We start from the raw sequence: 24,910 nt of genomic DNA, 5'->3' as shown, positions 1-24,910 counted from the left end.
CATGGGCCAACCGGTCGTGCACTTCGAAATCATCGGCACCGACCCGGCGCGGCTGCGCGGGTACTACGGCGAACTGTTCGGCTGGCAGTTCGACACGTCCGGCCCGGTGTCGGACCAGGTGTCGGAGCCGGGTGGCTACGGGTTCGTGGAGACGGACGGCATCCCGGGCGGCGTCGGCGGTGGCGCGGGCTACGAGAGTCACGTGGTGTTCTACGTGGGCGTCCCGGACGTCGCGGCGGCGCTGGCGGAGGCCGAACGCCTCGGCGGCACCCGCCGGATGGGCCCGGACCGCGCACCGGGGCGGGACCTGGTGGTCGCTCACTTCACCGACCCGGAGGGCAACCTCGTCGGCCTCGCGGGCCCGGCCTGATGGCCGTCGGCACGCGACCGGGCCCCGGAACCCTGCGGTTCCGGGGCCCGGTCAGCCTTGGCTCGTGGGGTGCGCGCTTACCTCGTCGAGGCGCTTTGCCTCAGCCTTGACGGGCCTTGGAGCGCGGGTTGTCCTTGTTGATCACGAAGACGCGGTTGCCGCGCCGGATGACCTGGGCTCCGGACTGGCGGGCGAGCGAACGGATCGAGCTGCGGACCTTCATGGTGAGCCGTCCTTCCCGTGGGAGCAGTCCCACACCCTGCTCAACAGCGCGCGGGTCGGTTTGATTCCACAACTCAGCTGGTCTCCCGGGCTACCCAGGCCTGAAGGTCGTCGCCGCGGATGGCGGCGGCCATCAGGTCCGGGAACTGGTCCGGGGTGCACGCGAACGCCGGGATGCCCAGCTGGGCCAGCGCCGCCGCGTTCTCGTGGTCGTACGACGGGGCGCCCGAGTCCGACAGCGCCAGCAGCGTGACCACCTGGACGCCCGCGCCGGCCAGCTCGGCGATCCGGTGCAGCAGTTCGTCCTCGTCGCCGCCCTCGTAGAGGTCGCTGATCAGCACCAGCAGCGTCCGCTCGGGGCGTTCGACCAGGCCCTGGCAGTAGGCGATCGCCCGGTTGATGTCGGTGCCGCCGCCCAGCTGGGTGCCGAACAGGACGTCGACCGGGTCGGCGAGGTGCTCGGTCAGGTCCGCGACCTCGGTGTCGAACGCGACGAACGACGTCTTCAACGCCCGCATCGAGGCCAGGACCGCGCCGAACAACCCGGAGTACACCACCGACTCCGCCATCGAGCCCGACTGGTCGACGGCCAGGATCACGTCCCGCTGCACCGCCTGCTGCCGCCTGCCGAAGCCGATCAGCTTCTCCGGCACGATCGTGCGCAGCTGGGGGGAGTAGTGCTTGAGGTTCGCGTGGATCGTCCGGGACCAGTCGACGTCGCCGGGCCGCGGCCGGCGGGTGCGTGACGCCTTGTCCAGCGCGCCCCGGATCGCCGCGCGGGTGCGTTCGGCGAGCCGTTCCTCCAGCTCGCCGACCACCTTCCGGACGACCTCGCGGGCGGTCTCCTTGGTCTCCTCGGGCAGCACACTGTTCAGCGACAGCAGCGTGCCGACCAGGTGGACGTCCGGCTCGACCGCCGACAGCAGCTCCTTCTCCAGCAGCATCCGGGTCAGCCCCAGCCGGTCGACCGCGTCGCGCTGCATCACCTGCACGACGGTGCTCGGGAAGTACCGCCGGATGTCGCCCAGCCAGCGGGCGACCCGTGGCGCCGACGCGCCCAGGTTCGCGCTGCGCGGCCCGCCCGCGGCCTCTTCGTCGGGCCTGTCGTAGAGGGCGGCCAGCACGGCGTCCACCCCGCTGTCCTCTTCGGACAGTTGCGCCTCGGCCAGCCCCGAGCCGGGTCCCGCCCCGTCGCCGCCGAGGACCAGCCGCCAGCGCCGGACCCGGTCCGTGGCGGTATTCGATGCCGCCTCCGCGGGAGGGAGTGCGCCGGCGGTCATGCCCCCACCCCCAGCAGGGTCGCCAGGACCGGCAGCACGCGCTCGGCCCGGTCCTCGTCCAGTTCATCGGCCGCCGCCACGACGCGGGCGGTGCCAGTGAGACCGGCCGCGCGCTGCCCGATCGCCCGCTTCTCGGGACCGCTGAACGCCCCGAAAGTGCGGCGCAGCAACGGAAGTACCTCGGTGAAGACGTCGGCGGGGATCGCCGACAGCCACGCGTCGATCACCCGCAGCAGGCTTTCGTCGTGCACCAGCAGCAGCGCGCCGCCGTCGAAGAAACCCTCGACGTACGCCGCGCCCGCCGTGGGCGCGACCCCCGGCGTCAGCGCCCGGCCCAGCCGCAGTTCGATGTCGAGCGCGTCGAGCAGCCCGGCGTCGTGCAGGATGCGGGTGAGCCGGCCGGCCAGCAGCGGGGGCAGCGACGGCCGTTCGGCCAGCCGGGCCAGCGCCGCCAGCCAGCGCTCCTTCGCGTCGTCACCCAGCAGGGACGTCGCGTCGTGCACGCCGTCGACCAGCTTGGCCAGCCGGGCCGCCGCGTCGTCGTCGATCCCGTGGGCGGCCGGCGGCAGCCCGGCGCAGATCCGGTCGAGCATGCGGTCGGCGACCGCCCGCAGCGCGCCGGTGTCGGTGCCGCGGACGTTGCCGTAGCGGGTCGCCCTGGCCAGCGCGGGCAGCGCCGACATCAGCCGCGCGACGTCCGCGTCCGCCGCCGCCCGGGCGTCGAGCGCCGCGAGCGCTTCGGGCAGCGCCTCCGGCAGGTCGGCGAGCAGGCAGTTCTCGACGGCCGTGGTGACCTCGTCGAGCGGGGGCGTGCCCTCGACGGTGCCGCGGACCGCGGCGGTGGCCGCCGACGGCACGGTGGTGCCGTGCACGGCCGCCGCGACCAGGTCGACTTCGAACGACGGTTCCCAGCACAGCGCCCACGTCTCGCGGAACGTGCCCTTGTTCCGCCGCGCCGACGCCTCGCGGCTGCCCCACTCGATGCCGAGGATCCGCAGCCGGTGCAGCAGCTTCGACCGGTCGAGCCCGCCGGGCGTCCGCAGGTCGAGGTCGAGTTCCTTGACGATCGGATCCTTCTTGAGCCGCAGGCGTTTCGCGGTCGCGGTCAGGTCCGCGGCCAGCGGGGGCTGCGGTACCCGGTCCGGCACCTCGCCGAGCCGTTCGCCGACCACCAGCCGCCGCGTGACGAGCTCGACCTGCACCTCGTCGCCGCCGCACAGCACGGATCGCGTCGCTTCGGTGACTTCGGCGAGCCCGGCGGACGACCGGCCCCGCAGTGTCGCCAGGGTTTCGGCCAGCCGGACCGCCTCGATGACGTGCGCGGTCGAGACGGGCAGGTCCTCCTCCCGCAGCACCGCGGCGACGCCGGCCAGCCAGCGCGTGGTGACGTCTTCGGCCGTGGTGAAGAGGTGGTGGTACCAGCCCGGCGAGCGCACGCCCGCGCCGTAGCCACTGGCCGTGGCCAGGCGCCCGTGCGTCCACGGCACCCAGGTGCACGCGACCTTCCGCTTCGGGAGTCCTTTGAGGACGGCCTGGTCGTGCGACGCCGGCGGCAGCGGGTCCGCCAGCGCGGGCACGTGCCAGGCGCCGCAGACCACGGCGATGTTGTCGAAGCCGTCCTTGCGGGTGCGGCGCAGCACCGAGCGCATGTACGCCTCGCGCCGGGCTTCGTTGCCCTGCGGGGGTTTTTCGTCCTCCCGCACCGCGGTCATCGCCTCGGCGATCACCTCGAACGGGCTTTCGGTGTTCCGCCGCGACTCGACGACGTCGTCCCACCAGCGTTCCGGGTCGTCGTAGCCCCCGGCCGAGGCCAGCAGGGCCAGGGGATCGACCGGCGGGCCGGTGTGCTCGTCCGGGCCCGCGGCGAACGTGTGCGCGGCCGGGAGGTCGCAGAACCGCACCGGGATCCCGGCCTCGCGGGCGTAGGCGAGCGCCTGCCACTCCGGGCTGAAGACGGCGAACGGCCAGAACGCGGCGCGCGAGACGTCGTCGGTCGCGTAGGCCAGCAACGCCACCGGCGGCGCCATCGCCGGATCTTCGGCGAGCTCGACCAGCGCGTCGGCTTCGGGCGGGCCCTCGATCAGCACGACGTCGGGTTCGAGTTCGGCCAGCCGCGTCGCCACGGCGCGGGCGGACCCCGGGCCGTGGTGGCGGATGCCGAGCAGGTGGGTGGTCACGAAAGCTCCTGGCCCGCCCGGTAGAAGTCGGCCCAGCCGTCGCGTTCGCGCACGACCGTCTCCAGGTACTCGATCCAGATCGCGCGGTCGGCCACCGGGTCCTTGACCACCGCGCCGTGGATGCCGGCCGCGACGTCGTGCGGACGCAGCACGCCGTCGCCGAAGTGGGTCGCCAGGGCGAGACCGCCGGTGAGCACGCTGATCGCCTCCGCGGTCGAGAGCGTGCCCGACGGCGACTTCACCGCCGTGCGGCCGTCCTCTGTGCGGCCCGAGCGCAGCTCGCGGAACACCGTGACGACCCGGCGGATCTCGGCCAGCTCGGCGGCCTCGATGGGCAGCTTCAGCGACGCGCCCAGCTCGGCGACGCGCCGGCTGACGATCTCGACCTCCGCCTCGGCACTGTCCGGCAGCGGCAGCACCACCGTGTTGAACCGCCGCCGCAGCGCGCTCGACAGCTCGTTGACGCCCTTGTCGCGGTTGTTCGCCGTCGCGATCAGGTTGAAGCCGGGCCGCGCCTGGACCTCGGTGCCCAGCTCGGGGACCGGCAGCGTCTTCTCGGACAGGATGGTGATCAGCGAGTCCTGGACGTCGGCCGGGATGCGGGTCAGCTCCTCGAGCCGCGCCAGCTTGCCGTCCCGCATCGCGCGCAGCACCGGGCTTTCGACGAGCGCGGCGGTGCTCGGGCCCTCGGCGATCAGCCGGGCGTAGTTCCAGCCGTAGCGGATCGACTCCTCGGACGTGCCCGCGGTGCCCTGCACCAGCAGCGTCGAATCGCCGCTGATCGCGGCGGACAAGTGCTCGGACACCCAGGTCTTCGCCGTGCCGGGCACGCCGAGCAGCAGCAGCGCGCGGTCGGTGGCCAGCGTCGCGACGGCGACCTCGATCAGCCGCCGCGGGCCGACGTACTTCGGGGTGATCACGGTGCCGTCGGCCAGGGTGCCGCCGAGCAGGTACTCGACGACCGCCCAGGGCGAAAGGTTCCAGTTCGGCGGCTTGGCCCGCTCGTCGGCGGCGGCCAGCGCGGCCAGCTCGGCGGCGTGGTCCTGCTCGGCGTGCGGCCGGAGGACGGTGGCGGGGGCGGTCATGCGAGCTCCTCGTACATTTCTCGGCGGAAGTTCAGCGTCTCGGTGAGCGCCCGGCGCCATGGCCCGGCGTCCATGGTCAGGCGGGTGGTGGCCAGCGGGTGGCGCAGCAGGCACTCCGGCGGGACCGCGCGGGCGATCACGACGGCGGCGTGCGAAACCAGGCGGTGGTCGTCCTGGCGGGCGATCCAGTCGAGCAACGCGGTGCCGAGCTCCTTCGTCCACGGCCGGGGCAGTTCGTGCACCAGCCGGGCGAACGACTCGACGGGCAGCCGGCCCACCAGGTGCCCGACGGTGGCGGCCTGGCTCGCCGGGCTCAGCACGCCGAGCAGCGGTGGCGTGGTGCGCCCGCCGGGGTCGGCGCCGATCAGGGTCTGCGCCCAGGTGGCGTCGTGCTGGCGGAGGGCGGCGGTGGCCCAGGAGTCGCGCAGCACGCCGGGCGGGCAGCCCTCGACGGTCATCCGCACGACCTCGGCGGGCGGGCCGAACTCGCTCCAGAACGCCAGGGGAGCGGCCGCGACGAGGGTGCGCAGCCGGACGGTGCCGTCGCCGCGTTCGCCTTGCGGGATGGAGATTTCGAGGACCCGGCCCCGGCGGCGGACCAGCGGCCGCAGCCGTTCGGCCATGCCCTGTCCGTAGCGCGTCCCCGGCAGCCGGCCGAGCAGGTCGGCGGCTTGTTCGCGGACCGCGGCCGCGCGGTCGGTCAGCGCGGCTTCGAGGAACTCTTCGTCCGCGGCCCGGACGTGCCCGGCGAGCACGCCGAGGAAGTCCGCCCGGACGTCCGCGGGTTCGCTCTTCCACGACGTGGTGAGGGCGTCCCGGGCGGCCTCCGGGTCCTCGGCCAGCTTCGTGGCGAGCCAGCGGCGCCGCTGGGCGAGGCTGCCGTACTGCCAGACGTCGCCGGACTCTTCGGGAGGGGCCGAGAGGAAGGCCCAGTCGGGGTTACGCTGCCCCAGCCACGCCCCGACCGGACCGGCGACCGCGACCAGCGGGCCGCGCAGCGCGGCCTTGGTCCGGGCGGCCTCGGCCAGCAGCGGCAGGGTTTCCGGCGGGATGCGGTAGGCCGTGCCCGCGACGATGCCCAGCCACTCCAGCAGCAGGTCCGGGTGACTGGCGGCCAGCAGCCGGGCCAGCCGTTCCCGCGCGAGCGGCGGCACGAACGGCCGCTCGTCGGGAGCGGCGACCGGCAGCGGCCGGACGTCGTGCAGCGGCCGCCGTCCGGCCCGGCGGTAAGTGGTCAGCGCGGCCGCGGCCGCGAGGAGCTGTTCGGCCGGGTCGGCGCGGTCCGCGGCGAGTTCCTGGACGGCGGCGGGCTGGGCCGCGAGGTCGAGCGTGCGCCGGCGCGTGCCGAGGAGGGCGGTGCCGACGAGGTCTTCCCAAGCTTTCACAGCCGCACCGCCCGGTCCTCGTGCCAGCAGGTCAGCGGCCGCAGGCCGGACGGACTCCACTCGCCGGCCACCGTCAGCGGGTTGCCCGCCGACATCGCCAGCAACGACCATGGGAAGGCGTACGGCACCAGCGGCAGCGCGGTACCGTCCTTTTCGGACAGACACCAGCCGCCGGCGTGTTCGGCCGGGGTGACGCGCGAGAGCAGGACCGGCCAGCGTTCCAGCCACGGGTCCGCCGCGAGCGCCCGCGCGTACGCCGCCAGCACGTCCTCGATCGAGCCGCCGTCGGCCGCCGGCGCGGGCGACGGGATGCCGCGTTCCGCCACCAGGGCCCGCAGCGGTGCCGCGCCCGGATAGAACGCCAGTTCCGCCGTCAGCAGATGGCCGGGCGGCAGCGACACGTCCAGCGGACGGCCCGGCGGCGCGAACGACAGCACCAGCGCGTCCCGCCCGGAGTGGCGGCCGCGCAGCCAGGTGCGCCGGGTGAGCAGCCGGTCGTTCTCCTCGTCGGCCGCGCCGGTGATCAGCCACTCGTCGGCGACGCGCTTGCCGCTCTCCAAGACCCTGGCCGTCTCCACCGAGAACCCGAGCCGCGTGCGGACGGTCTCCGCCAACGGAGCCGGCAGGGCCTCCAGCCGGCTCGCCGCGTCCGCCAGCAAGTACGACAGGGACAGTTCGGCGAGCAGCGCCTCCGGCCAGTCGCGGCGGCCGACGATCCCGGCCGCCTTCCGCAGCCCGCCCGCGAGGCCGGACGCCTGGGCGTCGACCATCCGCGCGGCGACCGTGCGCAGCTCTTCGCCGCCGTTGCGGTCGAAGCCCGCGAACCCGGCGCCGATCCGGTCGGTGAGCCAGATCTTGAGCTCCGCGACACCGCCTTCGACGCGCGCGGCACGTTCACCGGCGCGGCGCGCGGCGGCCTCCTCGTCCTTCGGCCCGGACGCTTCCGCGCGTTGCTCCGCCCGCCGCGCCCGGTCGGCGCGTTCGGCCAGCCACGTGTGCACCCACTCCGGCGCCTCCGCCGTGTCGAGCCGGCCGGCCGCCCAGAGCAGCAGCAACCCGAGCGCGTGCTTGCACGGGAACTTCCGGCTGGGACAGGAACACCGGAACGCGGGCTCGGCGAACTCGACGCACGTCTGGTACGGCTTCTTGCCGCTGCCCTGGCAGAAGCCCCACACGGCGTCTTCGGACGCGCCCGCGCCCGACCACTTCGCGGGCGTGGCGAGCGCCCGGCCCGCCTTCTCCGAAGCGGGATCCGGCGCCAGCCCGGCCACGCGTTCCGCGGTCCACGGCACTGCCGTCACCACCTGTCCCCCCACTGTGCTCCCTTGCTTTCCGGTACGAGCTGAAGCATGCCAGCACCCACCGACATTTTTTGGGGGGCTCGGGTGGCGGAGCCCCCGACCTGGGGCGAAGCCCCAGATGTCACCGACAATTTCCGGTGGCCGACTATTCTAGTGCTAGAGTACCGCCGTGCTGACCGACGCGGAGCTGACGGTGCTGGGCCTGGTGGCCGAGCGGCCGAGGCACGGCTACGAGCTGGACGAAGTCGTCGCGGAACGCGGCATGCGCGACTGGACCGCGCTCGGCTTCAGCTCGATCTACTACGTGCTGGGCAAACTCCGCGACCGCGGCCTGGTCGCCGAAGTCCAGGGGGAACGCGCGCACCCGAAGGCCAAAAAGACGTTCACGGCCACCGAAGCGGGCCGGAAGGCGTGCGCGGCCGCCGCGGAGGCGGCCATCGCCCAGCTGCGTCCGGTGCACCCGCCGGTGCTGGTGGGGCTGGCCACCAGCCCGGCCATCCCGCCCGGACGGCTGGCCGCGGCGCTGGCCAAACGCGCCGAAGCGGTTGAGGAACGCCTGGCGGAGGTCCGCTGCGCCGCCGAGGCCCAGCCGGACGTCCCGCCGTTCGTCCGGGCGATCTTCGCCTACTCCATCGCGCAGCTCGAGGCGGAAGCCGGGTGGCTGGAAGGGATGACCTGATGCCGTACGACATCAAGAAAGAGCTGAAGCAGCTCTACGCGCCCAAGAACACCGGCTGGGCTTTGGTGGACGTGCCCGAGCAGCGGTTCCTCGCGATCGACGGCCGCGGCAACCCGAACACGGCGGAGAGCTACCAGAGCGCCGTCGAAGCGCTCTACACGTTCGCCTACACGATCAAGATGGCGGCGAAGCGCCGGGGCGAGGACTTCGTCGTGGGTCCGCTGGAAGGCCTGTGGTGGGCGGACGAATACGCGGCTTTCACCGTGCGGGCGAAGGATTCCTGGCAGTGGACGATGCTCGTCGCGCAGCCGCCGTGGATCGGCGAGGACGCCGTCGAGGAAGCCCGGGAAGCGGTGCGGCGCAAGAAGAAGCTCGACGCGCCGGTCCGGCTGGAGAAGCTGCACGAGGGCCGCTGCGCGCAGGCGCTCCACGTCGGCTCGTACGATGACGAAGGCCCGCTGCTGGCCCGCCTGCACGACGAATTCCTTGCCACGCAAGGCCTCCGGCCGACCGGCCTGCACCACGAGATCTACCTCGGCGACCCGAGACGCGTGGACCCCGCGCGGCTCCGAACGGTCCTGCGCCAGCCGGTCGAAAGTCCGTGAATGGCACATTGAGGGACGTAGAGTCCCTCAATGTGCCATTCACGGACTTGCGCTCAGTATTCGCTGGTGGCGGGCCAGGTGTCGTCGTGCAACAGGCGCTTGAGGATCTTGCCCGTCGCGTTGCGGGGGAGGTCCGGCACGAAGTACACGTCCCGCGGTACCGCGAACCGGGCCAGGCGCTGGTGGATGTAGGCCCGGATGTCCTCCGCGTGCAGCGAAGCCCCGCGCCGCGGGACGACGTACGCCGCCAGGCGCTGGCCCCACTCCGCGTCCGCCACCCCGACCACCGCCGCGTCGTGCACGCCCGGCAGGGCCACCAGGGCTTCTTCGACCGGGCGGGGGAACACGTTCTCGCCGCCCGAGACGATCATCTCGTCGGCCCGGCCGGTGACGAACAGCCGGCCCGCCGCGTCGAGGTAGCCGACGTCGCCGGTCGCCATCATGTCCGCCGCGCGCGCCGGGTCGCTGCCGCTCGTGTAGCCCTCGAACAGCATGTCGTTGCCGACGAAGATCTGGCCTTCGCCGCCCGGCGGCACCGGGGTGCGGTCCTCGTCGAGGATCGCCAGCCGCGTGCCGAGCGGGCAGCGGCCGGCCGTGGTCGGCGCGGCGCGCAGGTCGGCGGGGGTGGCGATGCTCGCCCAGGACACCTCGGTCGAGCCGTAGAAGTTGTAGAGAATGTCGCCGAAGGTGTCCATGAACTGCGTGACGAAGGATCCGGACAACGCCGAGCCGCTGCTGGCCACGATCCGCAGCGACGAGAGGTCGTAGCGCGCGCGGACGCGCTCGGGCAGGTCCATGATGCGCTGCAGCATGATCGGCACGGCGAACAGCGCGTCGCACCGCTGCTCGGCGATCGTCCGCAGTGTCTCTTCGGCGTCGAACTTGCGGGTCAGCGCGAGCGACGCCCGCAGCGCCATGCCGAGCTGCATCGCGGCGAGGCCCCAGGTGTGGAACAGCGGCGCCGCCACGAGGAGCCGGTCGCTTGCGCGCAGCGGGATCCGCTCGAGGATCGCCGCGGCGGTGCCCAGCCCCTTCGGCGTGGGACGGCGCGCGCCCTTCGGCGTGCCGGTGGTGCCGGAGGTGAGCACGATCAGCCGGCCCGGCCGCTCGGCCGGCTTCGGCGGGTCGGCGGGCGCGGCGTGGATCAGCTCGTCGACGGTCGGGTAGCCGGCGTCGGCGTCCGCCCAGGTGCTGATCCGGGCGAAGTCGCCCGGCACGTTCGCGATGGTCTGCGCGAACTCGTCGTCGGCCAGCACGGCGGACGGCTCGTGCTCGGCGAGCACGTCCTTGACCGAGGCCGCGGACAGGCCGGTGTTGAGCAGGATGACGTCGGCGCCGAGCTTGCTGGCGGCCACGAACGACTCGATCATCGCGGAGTGGTTGCGGCACATCAGCGCGATCCGGTCGCGTTCGACGACGCCGAGTTCGCTCAGCGCGTTGGCGAGCCGGTCGCTGCGCTCCTGGACCTGGCGGAAGGTGCGGAGGCTGCGCTCGTCGTGCAGGGCGGGCTCGTCCGGGACGCGGGCCGCGGCGGCCTGGTAGCCGCCCGCGACCGTGGCGCCCCACTGTGCCAGGGAACTCAGCTGGCGGGCCAGCTTGTCGGGCCGGGCCGCGCTGAGCACGCCGGCGCGCAGCAGGACGCTCGTGGTGCGCAGCTTGGTGGCCTTGTTGAGGTCGTCGGTCTCGGGATCGGGCTCACCGGCCAGGTGCAGGTCGAGGCGCCGGGCGACGGCGCGGACGTCCTTCTTGATCGACGACACCAGCTCGGTCTGCGACGGCGGCAGCATCATCCGGACGAACAGCTCGGTCTTCCCGCCCGCCAGCGCTCTGAGCTCCAGGGAGACCCAGGTACCTTCGTCGGGGACGCCGCACCACACGACGTGCTCGCCCGGCCGGTAGACGACGGCCTGCATCTGCGTCTGGAGCATCGGTCCCCGCTCGGGAACGATCCGGACCATCCCCTTCGGCCCGCGTCCGCGCCCGGCCGGCTCCTGGACCTCGCACCAGCTGATCTCCGGCACGAACCGCGAATACCACTCCGGCGATCCGACGATCTGCCACACCACATCGGGGGAGTGCCCGATAACCGCACTCGCCTCGACCACATCGTCACGCATCTGTCAGTCCCTCGCCGCCGCCAAGCCTTCAGGGGTCCGGGTGGCGGAGCCCCCGGCCCGGAGCGGAGCTCCGGTTGTCTCAGTGTCACCGAACGCACGTTCAGGTCACGGAGACGTCACATTAGCAGCAAATGGGTGATCCCGGATACTCCGAACGGCCAGATACCGGCGGGTAACGGACACCAGTAGTGGGCGCTCCGGATGTCCATTGTAGATCGATTAACGGCGTTCACCCAGCATAGCGAGCCACCAGTTCCGCACCCAGCCGCGCCAGCTCGGCCCGGACGGACATCGGACCTTCCACGTCGACCAGCGCACCCCAGCCCGCCAGCTCCTGCGCGATCATGATCGGCGCGGGCGCCGCGACCCTCGCCCGGACCCGATCGCCGGGCAGTTCGGCGACGAGTTCGCAGTGCCGCCCGAACCGGTCCCGCAGCACCCCGAAGTACCGTCGGTCGAGCACCACGTCCGCGCTGAGCAGCGAGCGCCGCTTCTCGACCTCCTCGACGACTTCCTCCCACACCCGGGCCAGTTCCAGGTCCGATGGCCGGTCCGCGGCCTCTTCGGTCGGGACGGCCGCGACGATCCGGTCGACCCGGAAGGTCCGGCGGCCCTTCCCGGTCCCGGCGACCAGGTACCAGACGTCGTCCTTGTCGACCAGGCCCCACGGGTCGACGAGCCGCTCCGATCGCTCGCGGCCGCCGTAGGTCAGGTGGACCTTCCGGCGGGCGATGACGGCGTCGCGCAGCAGCTCGACCATCGGCGGCCGGTCCTTCGGACGCTCGCCCCAGCCCGCCTGGTCGACGACGACCGCCGCCGCGGCGGCCTCGGCATCGGCCCGGAACGTGCCGGGCAGCGCGCCCATCAGCTTCCGCAGCGCGGATTTGACCTCCGGTGTGGTGGCCGCGGCCGGTCCGCCCAGGAGGAACAGTGCCTGCGCTTCGCGCGCGCTCAGGCCGGAGAGGTCTGTGCGCGCCCCGCCGACGAGCTGCCAGCCGCCGCCGCGGCCCGGCTGCGGGTAGACGGGCACCCCGGCGGCCGAGAGCGCTTCGAGGTCACGGCGGGCCGTCGCGACGGAGATCTCCAGCTCCCGGGCGAGTTCCCCGGCGGTGACGCGGCCGCGGGACTGCATCAGCAGGAGGGTGGCCACGAGGCGGTCGGCGCGCATGGGAGAAGTCTCGCAAACAAAGTGCTCACTCGGTGAGCACTTTCGCTCGGCATGATGGCTCCACACCGCTTGGAGAGGAACAAGACATGCTGCGAGGAATGACCACCGTGACGTACTACGCCGAGGACCACGAAGCCGCGAAGGCCTGGTACACGGAGTTCCTGGGGATGGAGCCGTACTTCACCGTCCCGGGGTACTTCGAGTTCCGGATCGGCGACTACCAGCACGAACTCGGCGTCGCCGACCGCAAGTACGCGCCCAGCACGCAGGCCGAGCCGGGTGGCCAGATCGTCAGCTGGCACGTCGACGACCTCGAAGCGACCCTCGCGCGCCTGCTGGAGCTGGGCGCGAAGGAGTTCGAGCCGATCACCGTACGCGGGGAGGGGTTCGTGACGGCGTCCGTCGTCGACCCGTTCGGCAACGTCCTCGGGATCATGACGAACGTGCACTATCTCGCGGTGCTGGCGGAACGCTCATGAGGCGGTACGCCTCCTTGACGCACTTCTCGCACCGCTCGTGCCGCTCGGTCTTCCCGGCCGCGTCGGTGGCGTAGAAGGGGAAGCAGCCCGCGCCGCAGCTCGCGAAGTAGATCAGGCCGAGCCGGACCTCGCCGCGGCCGACGTAGTGGGCGAGCCGCCGGCGCGGATCGGGGCCGCATTCGGGGATCCAGCCGTGGGAGGGCAGGCGGGCGGCGGCGATCTCGTCGAGGACGCCCGCGCGGGTGATCAGGTCACCGCCGAGGCAGCAGAGGCGCTCGCCGAGGTCGCGCAGGCCGTCCGCGCGCAGGGGTGGGCCGGTGAGCCAGGCGAGGTCGCCGGGCAGCGTTCCGGCGAGGTCGCGGAGACGGGTCAGGAGTGCGTGGTCCGGGTCCATGAGCGGTAGGAAATCCGACGCGAATTCGCGACACCAGCCGACGTGCGGAGGGCGGAAATGTCGGACCCCGGTGACAGAATGCGCTCATGGCGACACCCTTCGCGACACCACGGGCGAGAGCGCTCGGCTTCGGGCTGCGCAGATGCCGGGAAGCCCGGGACTTCGGCGTGCGGCAGCTGGCCCGGTTGATCGGGGTGCACGCGCAGGAACTGTCCAACTGGGAGTACGGGAAGCGGATTCCCAAGGTGGAGCAGGTGGCTTTGCTGATGGGGGTGCTCGTCGTGGAGCCGGCGGAGCGGAAGAGGCTGCTGGAGCTGGCCCGCTCGGCCCACGAGCCGAGCTGGCTCGAGAAGATGGTGCCCGGCGTTGCGCCGAGTGTTTCCAACTATGCCGAGCATGAGCGAGCGGCGACCGCGATCTTCGACTGGGAACCGACGGTGATCCCGGGACTTCTCCAGACCCCGGACTACGTGCGGGCGTTGCTGGCCGGTCGCGGTTCCCCGCCGGAGCGGATCGAGCAAGTGGTGCAATCGCGGCTGGCGCGGCGCCAGGTGCTTACGGGCTACGACCCGCTCGACTATCACGTGCTGGTGGGGGAGATCGCCGTGCGTGCGGAGGTCGGTAGCGCGCAGGTGATGACCGAGCAACTCCAGCACCTGCTCAAAGCTGCCGTGCGCGGGAACATCAGGCTCCAGGTGATGCCGGTGCAGTTCAAACCGTCAGAGGGACCGTTCCACAACTTCGCCTTGCTCGACTACTACGCCTTACCGTCGATCGTCTTCGTCGAACTCCATCACGCGAGCGCCTACCTCTACGATGAGGATCAGGTGGCCAGCTACCGCGCGGCAGCGAAAACCATGGCGGCATCGGCGATGGACGAGCGCGAGAGTGCCCGGTTCATCGGGGAGGTGATCGCCGAACTCGGAGGCTCGGATGGGTGAGTGGCGGACTTCCCGCTATTCAGAGCGTGAGAACTGTGTCGAAGTTGCGCTCGGACCTGCGGCAAAAATCCGCGACACCAAGGACCGATCCGGCGGCACCCTCGAAATTTCCACCCGATCGTGGGATGCCTTACTCTCCGCATTGTGTCGTCCGGCACCACCGGATCTTCCTGAGGTGTAGCTCCCGCACACATAGCTAGCGACCGGGGTCACGCTTACCGTTCCCGTCCATGACCAGCGATTTGGACGGGCGCACGGCCCTCGTCACCGGCGGTGCGAGCGGCATCGGCCTCGCCTGCGTCCGCGCCCTCGCCGCGGCCGGGGCCAAGGTGCACGTCGTCGACTTGGACTCCGGCCGGGCCGAGGCCGCCGCCACCGAGGCCGGGGGGTGGGCGCACGCCGCCGACCTCACCGACTCGACCGCCATCGACCGGCTGCCCGCCGAAGTCGACATCCTCGTCAACAACGCCGGGATCCAGCACGTCGCGCCGATCGAGGACTTCCCGCCGGACGTCTTCGCCCGGATCCAGGCGCTGATGGTCACCGCTCCCTTCCTGCTCATCCGGCACACGCTGCCGTCGATGTACGCGCGGGGCTGGGGCCGGATCGTCAACATGTCGAGCGTCCACGGGCTGCGCGCCTCCCCCTACAAGGCCGCGTACGTCGCCGCGAAGCACGGCCTCGAAGGCCTCTCGAAGGTCGCCGCGCTCGAAGGGGCCGAACACGGCGTCACCAGCAACTGCGTGAACCCCGGTTACGTCCGCACCCCGCTGGTCGACGGCCAGATCGACGCGCAGGCCGCCGAGCACGACATCCCGCGTGAGGACGTCGTCGCCGAGGTCCTCCTCAAGCGGGCCGCGATCAAGAAGCTCATCGAACCCGGGGACGTCGCTTCCCTCGTGGTGTGGCTGTGCTCGCCGCACGCCAGTCACATCACCGGGGCGTCCATCCCGCTCGACGGCGGCTGGACCGCCGCCTAAATCCCGTACCCCACAAGGAAGTGGAGCCCGCAGTGAGCCAACCCCAGCGGTCGGCGATCGCCAAGATCGTCGGCGCGAGCCTGATCGGCACCACCATCGAGTGGTACGACTTCTTCCTCTACACCTCGGCCGCCGCCCTCGTCTTCAACAAGCTGTTCTTCCCGACGGCGAACCCGCTCACCGGCACACTGCTGGCGTTCCTGACCTACGCCGTCGGATTCCTCGCCCGCCCGGTCGGCGGCCTGGTCTTCGGCCACTTCGGCGACCGGCTCGGCCGCAAGAAGCTGCTGGTCGTCAGCCTCGTCCTGATGGGCGGCTCGACCTGCCTGATGGGCGTGCTGCCGACGTACGCCACCGCGGGCGTCCTGGCCCCGCTGCTGCTCACGCTGCTTCGGCTCGTGCAGGGCTTCGCGCTCGGTGGTGAATGGGGTGGCGCTGTCCTGATCGTCTCCGAACACGGCGACGACCGCCGCCGCGGCTTCTGGGCGAGCTGGCCGCAGTGCGGCGCGCCCGGCGGGAACCTCCTGGCCACCGCCGTCCTGGCGATCCTGTCCGCGACGCAGTCCGACGCGACGTTCATGGCCTGGGGCTGGCGCGTGCCGTTCCTGCTCTCGGGCGTGCTGCTGCTGATCGGGCTGTGGATCCGGCTGGCCGTCGCGGAGTCGCCGGTGTTCCTGGCCGCGCAGCGCCAGGCCGAGGCGCGCGTCGAAAAGCACGTGCCGGTCGTCGACGTCTTCCGCAACAGCCGGCGTCAGGTGCTGATCACGATCGGCGCGCGGATGGCCGAGAACGTCTCGTACTACGTGATCACCGCGTTCATCCTGGTGTACGTCACGACCGGGCTGCACCTGCCGAAGGGCGTCGGCCTGACCGCGGTGCTCATCGGCTCGGCGATCCACTTCGTGACGATCCCGGTGTGGGGCGCGTTGTCCGACCGCGTCGGCCGCCGTCCGGTCTACCTGTTCGGCGCGATCGGGATGGCCTTCTGGGGCTTCGCGTTCTTCGCTCTTCTCGACACGAAGTCGACGGCGGTGATCGTGCTGGCCACGACCGTCGGGCTGGTGCTGCACGGCGCGATGTACGGGCCGCAGGCCGCGTTCTTCGCCGAGCAGTTCCCGACCCGCGTCCGCTACACCGGGCTCTCGGTCGGCGGCCAGCTGTCGTCGATCGCGGCCGGGGCCGTCGCGCCACTGATCGCGGTGGCGCTGTTCTCGGCCTGGGGCAGCACCGTGCCGGTGTCGCTGTACGTCGCCGCGATGTGCCTGATCACGGTGATCGCGCTGCTCGCCGCCCGCGAAACCCGCGGCACCTCGCTGCGCGACCAGGACGACGAGGACGTCGAGGCGGAGACGGCGGCCGTTTCGCCCTAGCATGACGGCCGTGACCGCACCCACGGACGCGTTGCGCCGGCTGCTCGACCTGCTCGCCTCGGGGGCGAGCAGCGAGCAGCTGGCGCACGTCGTCGTCGCGGCCCGCGCCGAAGGCGGCCTCGACGCGGCCGGCCTCGCCGCGCTGGCCGGCGCGGGGGAGCAGGCGCTGCGGATCCGCGAGACGCTGGCCGAGCACCGGCGGCGTGAGGCGCAGCTCGCCGCGCTGTTCGACACCGCGAGCGAGCTCGCCGCGCTGTCCGACCCGGACACCGTGCTGCGTTCGATCGTCCGGCGGGCGCGGGCGCTGCTCGGCGTCGACGTCTCGTACCTGTCGCTCAACAACGAGGCCGAGGGCAAGACCTACATCCGCGTCAGCGACGGCTCGGTGTCGGCGGAGTTCCAGCAGATCGTGCTCGGCATGGGCGAGGGCCTCGGCGGGCTGGTCGCGCAGACCGCGCGGCCGTACGCGACCGCGGACTACTTCAACGACGACCGGTTCAAGCACACCCGGCACATCGACTCCGGCGTCGAGGACGAGGGCCTGACCGCGATCCTCGGCGTTCCGCTGGCCATCGGCCCGAAGGTGCTCGGCGTACTCTTCGCGTCCGACCGCGCCACGCGGGAGTTCTCGGCGGACGAGGTCGCGCTGCTGTCGTCACTCGCCGACCACGCGGCGATCGCCCTGGACAGCGCGAACCTCCTCGACCAGACGCGCCGCGCCGTCGCCGAGCTCAACGACGCCAACGCGACGATGGAACGCGCCGAGGACGCGCACGACCGGCTCACCGATCTCGTGCTGCGCGGCGGCGACCTCCCAGACGTCGCCGACGCGGTCGCCGGCGTGCTGCACGGAGACCTCACGGTGTACGACGCCGACGGCACGCTCCTGGCGAGTTCGGCGGACCCGGTGGCACTCGACCCGGACGCGCTCGCCGCGGCGCGCACCACCGGGCGCGCCGTGTCCACAAAGGACAACTGGGTCTGCGCGGTGCAGGCCGGTCCCGAGCTGCTCGGCAGCCTGGTGCTGGCCGGCCGCCCGGGGCTCACCGACCCCGACCGGCGGCTGTTCGAACGCGCCGGCGTCGTGACGGCGTTGCTGCTGATGCTGCGGCGGTCGGTGGTGCGCGCGGAGGACGAGGTCCGCGGCGAGCTGCTGACCGACCTGCTCACCGCACCGGACCGCAACCCCCGCGCGTTGCTGGCGCGCGGCCGCAGGCTGGGAATCGACCTGTCCGCACCACACGCGGTCCTGGTCGCGCACGCGGACGGCGGCTCACGGCGGCGCCTGGCGAGCGCGGCCGCCCGGCACGCGACGCTGGTCGGCGTGCACGCGGAGGAAGTCGTGCTGCTCGGCACCGGCGACCCGGACGAGCTGGCCCGCCGCGTGGCCGCCGACCTCGGCTCGGTGACCGGCCGCCCGGTCACCGTGGGCGCGGCGGGCCCGGCGAGCGGCCCGTCGGCGATCGCGGACGCCCACGCGGAAGCGGCCCGCTGCGTCCGCGCCCTGCTGGCCCTGGGCCGCGCGGGCGAAGGCGCGGCGATGGCGGGCCTGGGTTTCCTCGGCCAGCTGCTCGGCGACCGTGCGGACCTGGACGCGTTCGTCCGCCAGACATTGGGCCCGGTCCTCGACTACGACGAGCGCCGCGGCACCGAGCTGGTGGCGACGTTGCGGGCGTACTTCGCGAACGGATCCCAGCTGGCGCGCACGAAGGACGTGTTGCACGTCCACGTGAACACGGTGGTGCAACGGCTGGAGCGCGTGGCGTCGCTGCTGGGGGAGGACTGGCAGGCGCCGGACCGGGCCTTGGAAATCCAGCTGGCCCTGCGCCTGCACCGCCTTCGCGACGCCTGAGCCCCGGAAGTTCGTGAAGGCCACCTTGAGGAACTTCAAGTTCCTCAAGGTGGCCTTCACGAACATCGGGATCAGTCGGGCTGCTAGCACTGGCCGTCGGCGAGCACCCAGTAACCCGGTGACGTCTCCCGCAACGCGTGGATCGTGAAGGTGTTCCACAGGCCCATGGCCTGGTTCGAACCATTCGCATACGTCTGACCACTGCTCTGGTGTGCGCGGCCCGCTTGGGTGTGGGCGTAGTTGCTCGCACTCACGCAGGTTCCCGCCTGAGCCGAAGTGGTGGCGGCCGTCGTTGTGGCCGGAGATCCCTTGTCCAGCCCGAAGAACACGCCGGTGTAGTAGCTGGAGCAGATCCCGGCGAGGAAGTACGCGCCGGTGCTGCCGCACTGCGCCGGGCCGGTGCCCGGGTCGACCGCCGTGCCGTGGCCCATCCCGGCGATCGAATACAACCGGACCTTGCCGTCGTAGTCCGTCACCGTCGTGCTGCCGGGCAGGGACTGCGTGCTCGTCGGCGACTGCGAGACGCCGTGCACCGCGGTCCACTGGTCACGCAGCTCCGTGCCGTTGACCGGGTAGACCGTGTAGTCGCCGGTGCCCTGCCAGATCGCGACGCGCGGCCACGGCCCGCTGTAGCCGGGGTACTGCGCCTTCACCCGCGACGCCCACTGCGCCGGGGTCAGGTGCTGGTCGTTCTGCTGGCAGTTCGTCGCTTCGGTGACGCTCGTGGCGCACTGCGCGGGCAGCCCGGCGTTGATGCTGCCGGCGGTGAAGACGTCCGGGTACGTGGCGAGCAGGTCGGCGGTCATCCCGCCGCCGGCCGACAAACCGGTGACGAACACCCGGGAGGAGTCCGAGCCGTGGTCGGCGATCGCCTTGTCCACCATGGACTTGACGGACGCGGCTTCGCCGTTGCCGCGGGTGTCGTCGGCGGTGGAGAACCAGTTGAAGCACTTCAGCGAGTTGTTCGCGGTCGGCTGCTGCGGGAACACCACTTCGAAGCGCCAGCGGTCTGCCAGCGCCGGCCAGCCGGAATGGGCGTAGTAGTCCGCGGCGCCCTGCGTGCAGCCGTGCAGCGCGACGACCACCGGGCGGCCGGTTTCGAGCCTGGACGGCGTGTAGGTGTACATGGCCAGCGCGCCGGGATTGGCGCCGAACGAAGAAACCTGGACGAGGGACGACGCCGGCGGGTCGGCGGAGGCCACCCCGACAGTGGTGAGCACGGCGGCGGTGATCGCGGCGAGTCCGGCGAGGGCGAGTTTGCGCATCGTGAGTTCCTTCTCGTCGTTGAGAGGGTTCCCGGCGACGCTAAAACGGCTCGGCGGTTCGGACCATGTGCCCGGCCACCACATCGCCGCGCGGATTCATGGTGGCCGTCCGGGTGGCCCTCGAACGCCGCACGCGCTTGGGTTCAGGACATCCGAGACCGGAGGTGAACCGTGCGCAGGTGGCTGGCTTTGGTTCTGGCGGGAGCACTCGCGTCGGCGTTGCCCGCCTCGGCGTCGGCGTCGCCCGGGCAGTGCGAGGTGGACGTGCCCGGCGCGCAACGGCAGGTCGCCGTCTGCCTGGACGACCTGACGACGACCGGCACCCTCGCGTCGGGCCACACCGTTCAGGCCGACTGGGCCGGCCTGACGTCGGCGGAGCTGCCCACGTTCCGCGGTGTCCCCGGCGTGCAGGTCGACGGGTACTTCCCCGACACGTCGACGTCGAACGCCAACCACGGCTGGAACCACGACGCGCAGTTCGTGCTGCGCCTGCCGGACCGGTGGAACGGCGGCCTGGTCGTCTCCGGCTCGCCCGGGGTGCGGCGGCAGTACGCGAACGACCGCGCGATCGGCGACCAGGCGCTGGCCGAAGGCTACGCGTTCGCCGCGACGGACAAGGGAAACACCGGCGCGGCGTTCTTCGCCGACGGCGTCCGGCCCGGCGATGCCCTGGCAGAGTGGAACTCGCGCGTCACCCAGCTGACGCTGGGCGCCCGGTCGGCGGTGGCGCGGCACTACGGGCGTCCGCCCGCGCGGACCCTGGCGGCCGGGCTGTCCAACGGCGGGTACCTCGTGCGGTGGCAGCTGGAAAACCGGCCGTGGCTCTACGACGGCGGTGTCGACTGGGAGGGAACGCTGTGGCGTGCCGATGGGCCGAACCTGCTCACGTTCCTGCCGCCGGCCCTGCGCGCTTACCCGGCCTACGCGGCGGGTTCGGCACCGGCCCATCAGTCCATTTTGGACGCCGGGTTCGCGCCGGGGTCGGAGTTCCTCTGGGACTACCACTACCGCGTCTACTGGGACCTGACCCAGCGGATCTACCGCGAGGAAGTCGACCCGTCGTTCGACGGCTCGCTCGAGGCCGGGATCCCTTTCTGTGCTTCGGGAACGCCGTCTTGTGACGCCGACTACGCGTATTCCTCCCGGCCGCCTTCCGTGGCGCGGGCGGTCGAGCGGATCTCCTTGACCGGGCGGATCGGCAAGCCGCTGCTGACGCTGCACGGCACGCTCGACACGCTGCTGCCGATCACGCGCGACTCCGACGTCTACGACCGGATGATCACTTCGGCCGGCCGCGGGGCGCTGCACCGGTATTACCGGATCGAAGGCGGCAACCACGTCGACGGCCTGGTCGACACCTACCCGGACCAGCTCCGTCCGCTGGGCCCGTGCTTCCGGACGGCGTTCGACGCGCTGGCGGGCTGGCTGCGCGGAGCACGTCCGCCGGCCTCTGCGACGATCGCCCGCCCCGCCGGATCGACCCCGGCGGAGCTGGCGACGTCGTGCTCCCTGGGCTGAGCCTCAGGCGTTTCGGGTGATCCGGCGGCGCTCGGTCAAATAGCCGAGCAGGACCAGCCCGAGGCTGGGCAGGGTGTACTTGAGCTGCGGCCAGTTGTCTTCGCGGGGCGGGTCGACGCTGGCGGTTCCCGGATAGAGCACGGCGGAGAGCTGGGTGAGCCCGTACATGCCGGCGATGGTCGCCGCACTCCCCAGCGACGCATGCGACGAGCCCGGTTTCCACAAGTGGTACAGGGTCGCCAGGCCCAGCGCGACGCCCATGCTCATGGTTTGGGCGTTGTGAAACTTCGCGTGGGGCGGCCACGTCGGATTGTGAATATGCGTTTCGTTCCAGTCGGCGGCGTAAGCGCCGACCATGGTCCCGGCGGCGGACAACGAGATGAGAACCTTGCCGAACGGGAACTTCTTGAAACTGAGATTCGTCATGCCATTCTCTCCTTCAGATGGGCTCACGACTGCGCCCGGTGGGCGGCCTCCGCTGCGTCCGGGGGCGTGGTCGGGTAGACGTCGGCGTCGAAGAACCGGCCGAAAGGCAGGGTTGCCAGCGTCTCCGCCACTTGCTCCTCGTCGGCGGCGATGACCTCGATGAACGTCGCCCGCCGGGCGGGGGAAACGTAGTGGGCGCCGATGCGCCCGTCCGAGCGCAGCACTTCCAGCTGCTTGTGTTCGTCCTCTCGCAGCGCGGCGAATTCCGTGAAGTCCGTGTCGTCGCGGAGGGTCGCGAACACCATGAACGTCTGTGCTGCGGCGGGATTCGGGGTTGTCGGCATGATCTTTCCTTTCGCTATACGGGCGCTGCATTCACGGGATTCGGACGACGCGGTCGTCACTCGGTCGTGAAGACGAGCTTCCCGCCCTTGGGTGTGCCGTCGCGTTCGAGTTCGGTGAGCGCCGCGATCGCCTTGCCGAGCGGCACAGTGCGGGCCACCGGCAGGCGCAGTGTCCGCTTCCCGGCAGCTTGGGCGACCGCTTCGAGGTCCGCCGTGACGGCTTTCCCGATCATCACCCGGAACGGGCCCGGCAGGGCACTTCTCAGGAACTTCGCCGGCGTGGGGGTGATGTCGATGATGCGCCCACCGGGCTTCAGCAACGTCCGTGCGGCTTTGATCGGCAGTGTGCCGGGAGTGTCGAAGACGACGTCGAACCGCCCGGCGAGGGTGCTCGCCTCGAAGTCGAATGCGGTGATCGGGGATATCCCGAGGTCGCGCGCTTCGTGCCAGGCGGTGCCACGGCAGCTGCCGCCCACGGAGGCGCCCTGCGCCAGGGCGATCTGTGCGGCGGATCGGCCGACTCCGCCGAGGCAGCCGTGGATGAAGACGGCTTGGCCGGCCCGCAGCCTGCTCTTGCCGACCATGGCTTGGAAGGCGGTGAGCCCGACGGTGGGGAGCGCGGCGGCCTCCTCCCAGGAGAGCTCCGCGGGCTTCTTCACGACCGCCTTCTCTTCGGCGACGACCATTTCGGCGAACGCTCCCGCAGCCGAGATGCCGGCCCCGCCGAGCACTTCGTCGCCGGCGGCGAGCCGGGTGACGCCGGTGCCGACCGCAGCCACGACGCCCGCGAAGTCGTGTCCCAGGCCGCGCGGGAACTTCCGGCCGGTCATGATCTTCATCTCGCCGGCGCGGATCTTCCAGTCCATCGGGTTCGCGGCCGCCGCCTTGACGCGGACCAGAACCTCGCCGGGGCCGGGCTGGGCCGGCTCGAAATCCTCCCACCGCAGCACCTCCGGGCCGCCGTACCGGTGGTACTGGATGCGCTTCATCGTCGTCATGGCGAACCTCCGCTGCTGATGTCATCTGATGACATCAACCTAGCACAGTGATGTCATCAGGTGACATCACTGGGCGCGGCTCTACACTCGACGCATGGGACGATGGGAGCCTGGAGCCGGTGACCGGCTGCGTGAGGCCGCACTGGCCCTGTATCTCGAACGCGGCTTCGAGCAGACCATGGTGGCCGACATCGCCGACCGGGCCGGCGTCACCGCCCGCACCTTCTTCCGCTACTTCGCCGACAAACGTGAGGTCCTCTTCGACCAGGCGGCCGAGATCGCGGAGAAGTCGCTGGCCGCACTGGAAGCGGCGCCCGCCTCGGCGTCGACGCTGGAGGTCGTCGCGGCCGCGCTGGACGCCGTGGTCGACCTGATCGGATCCGACCGTGAGCTCGCGCGGAAGCGGCAAGCGGTGATCATGGCCAATGCCGAGCTCCGTGAACGCGAGTTGATCAAGCTCGCCCAGATGTCGGCCGAGTTGGCCGACGGGCTTCGACGGCGGGGCGCCGGCGACACCGAGGCCGGCCTGGCCGCCGAGACCGGTGCCGCGGTGTACCGGGTCGCCTTCCAGCGGTGGGTCGACGCCGCCGACGACCTCGACCTGCACGAAGCCGTTCGCCAGGCGTTCGCTCAGCTGCGAACCCTTACTGCCTCCCGTTGATCGCCCTCCGGGTCAGTCGCCCCTGATGAGGTGGCCGGCCAGGTCCGGGCTGAACGTGCCCGCCGGGACGCCCGGGTTGCCCGAGCCGTAGCCGCAGCTGCCGTCGGAGTCGCCGGGGACCTTGATCCACAGCTGCATCTCCGGGCCGCCGCCGAGCTGGGACGACGCGCCGAGCTTGCGCTTCGGCGGGTTGCACCACAGCTGGTCGTCGGGGGTGCCGTGGCCGTTGCCGTTGCGGCTGGTGTCGACCACGAACGGGGCCGCGTAGCCCAGGGCCGCGTCGACCGCCTTGCCGTAGGTCGTCGACTCCGCCGTGGTGTAGAAGTTGGACACGTTCAGCACGAACCCGTGGATGGACTGGACGCCCACCGACTGCAGCCGTGAAGCCATCGTCGCGGCCGGGATCCAGGTGGCGTTGCCGCCGTCCAGATAGGCCCACGTGTTCGGGGCCTTCTGCGCGAACTGCGTCGCGGCGTACTTCAGCAGGTCGACCCGGGTCTGCCGGGCGTCGCCCGGCAGGCAGTCGAGCTGGGCGAGCGCGTCCGGCTCGATGATCACGATCGCCGGCTTGCCGCCGATGCCGTCGGCGAACGCGGAGATCCAGTCGCGGTAGGCCTGCGGGCTGCCCGCGCCGCCGGTCGACTCGCCGCCGCAGTCGCGGCCGGGGACGTTGTAGGCGACCAGGAGCGGCAGCTTGTCGGCGACATCGGCGGCGTAGGTGTACTTGTCGACCGCCGCGCGGATGTCGCCGCTCCAGTTGCCGAACCAGCGGGCACCCGGCTTGGTGGCGATCGACGTCCGGATCGGGCTCGCGCGACTGTCGTCCGGGTGGTCGCGGACCCAAGTCGCCGGGTTCGAGTCCGGGTCGGCGTAGAAGCCGTTGGTCTTCTCGAGCGGGTTGCCGTCGGCGGCGACGGCCGGGGACGCGGAGGCGAAGCCGGTGAGCGCCAGCGCGGCGGCCACGAGCCAGGTCGAAATGCGCATTCGGTGAGTGTGCCGTGACGCGATACACGAATCGTACAAAAAAAGAGGTGAACCGAAACGAACCAGCGTCCGTATCACTGGGTGAGGGGCGCGGTATACCCGCCGCGAAACCCGCCCTGAGCTGCACTTTTGACGCCCGGATGGTCGACCACGTTCGGCCGCTTGCGAGAGTGCTGCCCGTCGTTCATGATGGGGATCGGGGTCCGCGAAAATTCGTTAATGTCGAATATCCAGGTGTCGGCCATGCTGCGGAAGAACCGTCCGTCCGGAAGTGAACGTCATGCTGCTACCTGCCCTCGGGGCCCACTG

At 71.7% G+C, this 24,910-nt stretch carries 26 protein-coding genes; 11 read left to right on the top strand and 15 right to left on the bottom strand.

Going from position 1 to position 24,910, the window contains the following annotated elements; all coding sequences use genetic code 11:
• Position 1: 1 nt before the first annotated feature.
• The gene (locus tag A3CE_RS0111335) at positions 2 to 370 is read left to right on the top strand and encodes a VOC family protein (protein ID WP_020640203.1); all 369 of its coding nucleotides are present in this window, start codon (positions 2 to 4) and stop codon (positions 368 to 370) included.
• A gap of 100 nt (positions 371 to 470) precedes the next feature.
• Here A3CE_RS0111335 and rpmJ read toward each other — a convergent pair whose 3' ends face one another.
• The 6 genes from rpmJ to A3CE_RS0111305 all read right to left on the bottom strand — a co-directional run bounded on the left by rpmJ (position 471) and on the right by A3CE_RS0111305 (position 7,820).
• Positions 471 to 593: a 50S ribosomal protein L36 gene (gene rpmJ / locus A3CE_RS0111330; protein WP_020640202.1), complete on the bottom strand. Its 123-nt coding sequence runs from the start codon at positions 591 to 593 to the stop codon at positions 471 to 473.
• Positions 594 to 666: 73 nt separating this feature from the next.
• Complete coding sequence (locus A3CE_RS0111325) at positions 667 to 1,872, bottom strand: VWA domain-containing protein (protein WP_020640201.1); 1,206 nt, start codon at positions 1,870 to 1,872, stop codon at positions 667 to 669.
• The gene (locus A3CE_RS0111320; protein WP_020640200.1) at positions 1,869 to 4,049 is read right to left on the bottom strand and encodes a DUF5682 family protein; all 2,181 of its coding nucleotides are present in this window, start codon (positions 4,047 to 4,049) and stop codon (positions 1,869 to 1,871) included. Before A3CE_RS0111320 ends, A3CE_RS0111325 begins: the two co-directional genes overlap by 4 nt.
• Positions 4,046 to 5,134, bottom strand: coding sequence for an ATP-binding protein (locus tag A3CE_RS0111315; protein WP_020640199.1), 1,089 nt, complete (start codon positions 5,132 to 5,134; stop codon positions 4,046 to 4,048). The genes A3CE_RS0111320 and A3CE_RS0111315 overlap by 4 nt, the downstream gene beginning before the upstream one ends.
• Positions 5,131 to 6,519, bottom strand: a complete 1,389-nt coding sequence (locus A3CE_RS0111310) for a DUF5691 domain-containing protein (RefSeq protein WP_020640198.1) — start codon at positions 6,517 to 6,519, stop codon at positions 5,131 to 5,133. Before A3CE_RS0111310 ends, A3CE_RS0111315 begins: the two co-directional genes overlap by 4 nt.
• A complete protein-coding gene (locus A3CE_RS0111305; RefSeq protein ID WP_245589492.1) occupies positions 6,516 to 7,820 on the bottom strand; it encodes an SWIM zinc finger family protein in 1,305 nt (434 codons plus the stop codon). The genes A3CE_RS0111310 and A3CE_RS0111305 overlap by 4 nt, the downstream gene beginning before the upstream one ends.
• 169 nt (positions 7,821 to 7,989) lie before the next feature.
• Here A3CE_RS0111305 and A3CE_RS0111300 point away from each other — a divergent pair, with 169 nt between their 5' ends.
• Both A3CE_RS0111300 and A3CE_RS0111295 read left to right on the top strand, forming a co-directional pair.
• The gene (locus tag A3CE_RS0111300) at positions 7,990 to 8,499 is read left to right on the top strand and encodes a PadR family transcriptional regulator (protein ID WP_020640196.1); all 510 of its coding nucleotides are present in this window, start codon (positions 7,990 to 7,992) and stop codon (positions 8,497 to 8,499) included.
• The gene (locus A3CE_RS0111295; RefSeq protein ID WP_020640195.1) at positions 8,499 to 9,104 is read left to right on the top strand and encodes a GyrI-like domain-containing protein; all 606 of its coding nucleotides are present in this window, start codon (positions 8,499 to 8,501) and stop codon (positions 9,102 to 9,104) included. The genes A3CE_RS0111300 and A3CE_RS0111295 overlap by 1 nt, the downstream gene beginning before the upstream one ends.
• A gap of 53 nt (positions 9,105 to 9,157) precedes the next feature.
• Here A3CE_RS0111295 and A3CE_RS0111290 read toward each other — a convergent pair whose 3' ends face one another.
• Positions 9,158 to 11,221 (bottom strand): AMP-binding protein, encoded by a 2,064-nt coding sequence (locus A3CE_RS0111290; RefSeq protein WP_026468375.1) that lies wholly within the window; start codon positions 11,219 to 11,221, stop codon positions 9,158 to 9,160.
• A 229-nt stretch (positions 11,222 to 11,450) separates the two neighbouring features.
• The gene (locus tag A3CE_RS0111285) at positions 11,451 to 12,389 is read right to left on the bottom strand and encodes a helix-turn-helix transcriptional regulator (protein WP_020640193.1); all 939 of its coding nucleotides are present in this window, start codon (positions 12,387 to 12,389) and stop codon (positions 11,451 to 11,453) included.
• A gap of 98 nt (positions 12,390 to 12,487) precedes the next feature.
• Between A3CE_RS0111285 and A3CE_RS0111280 the strand changes: the two genes are divergently transcribed.
• Positions 12,488 to 12,868 (top strand): VOC family protein, encoded by a 381-nt coding sequence (locus A3CE_RS0111280; RefSeq protein ID WP_020640192.1) that lies wholly within the window; start codon positions 12,488 to 12,490, stop codon positions 12,866 to 12,868.
• Here A3CE_RS0111280 and A3CE_RS0111275 read toward each other — a convergent pair.
• Positions 12,822 to 13,262, bottom strand: a complete 441-nt coding sequence (locus A3CE_RS0111275) for a hypothetical protein (protein WP_020640191.1) — start codon at positions 13,260 to 13,262, stop codon at positions 12,822 to 12,824. The genes A3CE_RS0111280 and A3CE_RS0111275 overlap by 47 nt on opposite strands.
• An 86-nt stretch (positions 13,263 to 13,348) precedes the next feature.
• On the opposite strand from A3CE_RS0111275, the gene A3CE_RS0111270 reads away from it, so the two are divergent.
• The 5 genes from A3CE_RS0111270 to A3CE_RS0111255 are packed head-to-tail and all read left to right on the top strand — an operon-like array spanning position 13,349 to position 18,405.
• A complete protein-coding gene (locus tag A3CE_RS0111270) occupies positions 13,349 to 14,203 on the top strand; it encodes a helix-turn-helix domain-containing protein (RefSeq protein WP_020640190.1) in 855 nt (284 codons plus the stop codon).
• Complete coding sequence (locus A3CE_RS50845) at positions 14,196 to 14,384, top strand: DUF397 domain-containing protein (RefSeq protein WP_051183763.1); 189 nt, start codon at positions 14,196 to 14,198, stop codon at positions 14,382 to 14,384. Before A3CE_RS0111270 ends, A3CE_RS50845 begins: the two co-directional genes overlap by 8 nt.
• Positions 14,385 to 14,433: 49 nt before the next feature.
• Positions 14,434 to 15,183 carry a 3-hydroxybutyrate dehydrogenase gene (locus tag A3CE_RS0111265; RefSeq protein ID WP_020640189.1) on the top strand — a complete coding sequence of 250 codons (750 nt, stop codon included), beginning with the start codon at positions 14,434 to 14,436 and terminating at the stop codon, positions 15,181 to 15,183.
• Between the two features lie 32 nt (positions 15,184 to 15,215).
• Positions 15,216 to 16,553, top strand: a complete 1,338-nt coding sequence (locus A3CE_RS0111260; protein WP_020640188.1) for an MFS transporter — start codon at positions 15,216 to 15,218, stop codon at positions 16,551 to 16,553.
• A gap of 1 nt (position 16,554) precedes the next feature.
• Positions 16,555 to 18,405: a helix-turn-helix domain-containing protein gene (locus tag A3CE_RS0111255; RefSeq protein ID WP_020640187.1), complete on the top strand. Its 1,851-nt coding sequence runs from the start codon at positions 16,555 to 16,557 to the stop codon at positions 18,403 to 18,405.
• Positions 18,406 to 18,488: 83 nt separating this feature from the next.
• On the opposite strand, the gene A3CE_RS0111250 is transcribed toward A3CE_RS0111255, so the two are convergent.
• Positions 18,489 to 19,670: an extracellular catalytic domain type 1 short-chain-length polyhydroxyalkanoate depolymerase gene (locus A3CE_RS0111250; RefSeq protein ID WP_020640186.1), complete on the bottom strand. Its 1,182-nt coding sequence runs from the start codon at positions 19,668 to 19,670 to the stop codon at positions 18,489 to 18,491.
• Positions 19,671 to 19,859: 189 nt separating this feature from the next.
• Between A3CE_RS0111250 and A3CE_RS0111245 the strand changes: the two genes are divergently transcribed.
• Positions 19,860 to 21,188: an alpha/beta hydrolase family protein gene (locus A3CE_RS0111245; RefSeq protein WP_020640185.1), complete on the top strand. Its 1,329-nt coding sequence runs from the start codon at positions 19,860 to 19,862 to the stop codon at positions 21,186 to 21,188.
• Positions 21,189 to 21,191: 3 nt separating this feature from the next.
• Here the strand turns inward: A3CE_RS0111245 and A3CE_RS0111240 are convergent, their stop codons facing one another.
• From A3CE_RS0111240 to A3CE_RS0111230, 3 genes are read right to left on the bottom strand one after another with little or no spacing between them, the layout of a single operon-like run.
• Positions 21,192 to 21,614 carry a DUF6640 family protein gene (locus A3CE_RS0111240; protein ID WP_020640184.1) on the bottom strand — a complete coding sequence of 141 codons (423 nt, stop codon included), beginning with the start codon at positions 21,612 to 21,614 and terminating at the stop codon, positions 21,192 to 21,194.
• 23 nt (positions 21,615 to 21,637) lie between these two features.
• A complete protein-coding gene (locus A3CE_RS0111235; protein WP_020640183.1) occupies positions 21,638 to 21,958 on the bottom strand; it encodes a muconolactone Delta-isomerase family protein in 321 nt (106 codons plus the stop codon).
• Between the two features lie 56 nt (positions 21,959 to 22,014).
• Positions 22,015 to 22,956, bottom strand: a complete 942-nt coding sequence (locus tag A3CE_RS0111230; RefSeq protein ID WP_020640182.1) for an NADP-dependent oxidoreductase — start codon at positions 22,954 to 22,956, stop codon at positions 22,015 to 22,017.
• Positions 22,957 to 23,050: 94 nt separating this feature from the next.
• Here A3CE_RS0111230 and A3CE_RS0111225 point away from each other — a divergent pair, with 94 nt between their 5' ends.
• Complete coding sequence (locus A3CE_RS0111225; protein ID WP_020640181.1) at positions 23,051 to 23,617, top strand: TetR family transcriptional regulator; 567 nt, start codon at positions 23,051 to 23,053, stop codon at positions 23,615 to 23,617.
• Between the two features lie 12 nt (positions 23,618 to 23,629).
• Here the strand turns inward: A3CE_RS0111225 and A3CE_RS0111220 are convergent, their stop codons facing one another.
• On the bottom strand, positions 23,630 to 24,601 hold the full coding sequence (locus A3CE_RS0111220) for a glycoside hydrolase family 6 protein (RefSeq protein ID WP_020640180.1): 972 nt from the start codon (positions 24,599 to 24,601) through the stop codon (positions 23,630 to 23,632).
• 74 nt (positions 24,602 to 24,675) lie between these two features.
• Positions 24,676 to 24,846 carry a hypothetical protein gene (locus A3CE_RS56425; protein ID WP_157376779.1) on the bottom strand — a complete coding sequence of 57 codons (171 nt, stop codon included), beginning with the start codon at positions 24,844 to 24,846 and terminating at the stop codon, positions 24,676 to 24,678.
• Between the last annotated feature and the right edge of the window lie 64 nt (positions 24,847 to 24,910).

This window comes from Amycolatopsis balhimycina FH 1894 (assembly GCF_000384295.1).
Taxonomy (GTDB): domain Bacteria; phylum Actinomycetota; class Actinomycetes; order Mycobacteriales; family Pseudonocardiaceae; genus Amycolatopsis; species Amycolatopsis balhimycina.
The sequence above is the reverse complement of the archived record's forward strand: the minus strand, read 5'-3'. Positions and strand labels throughout refer to the sequence as shown.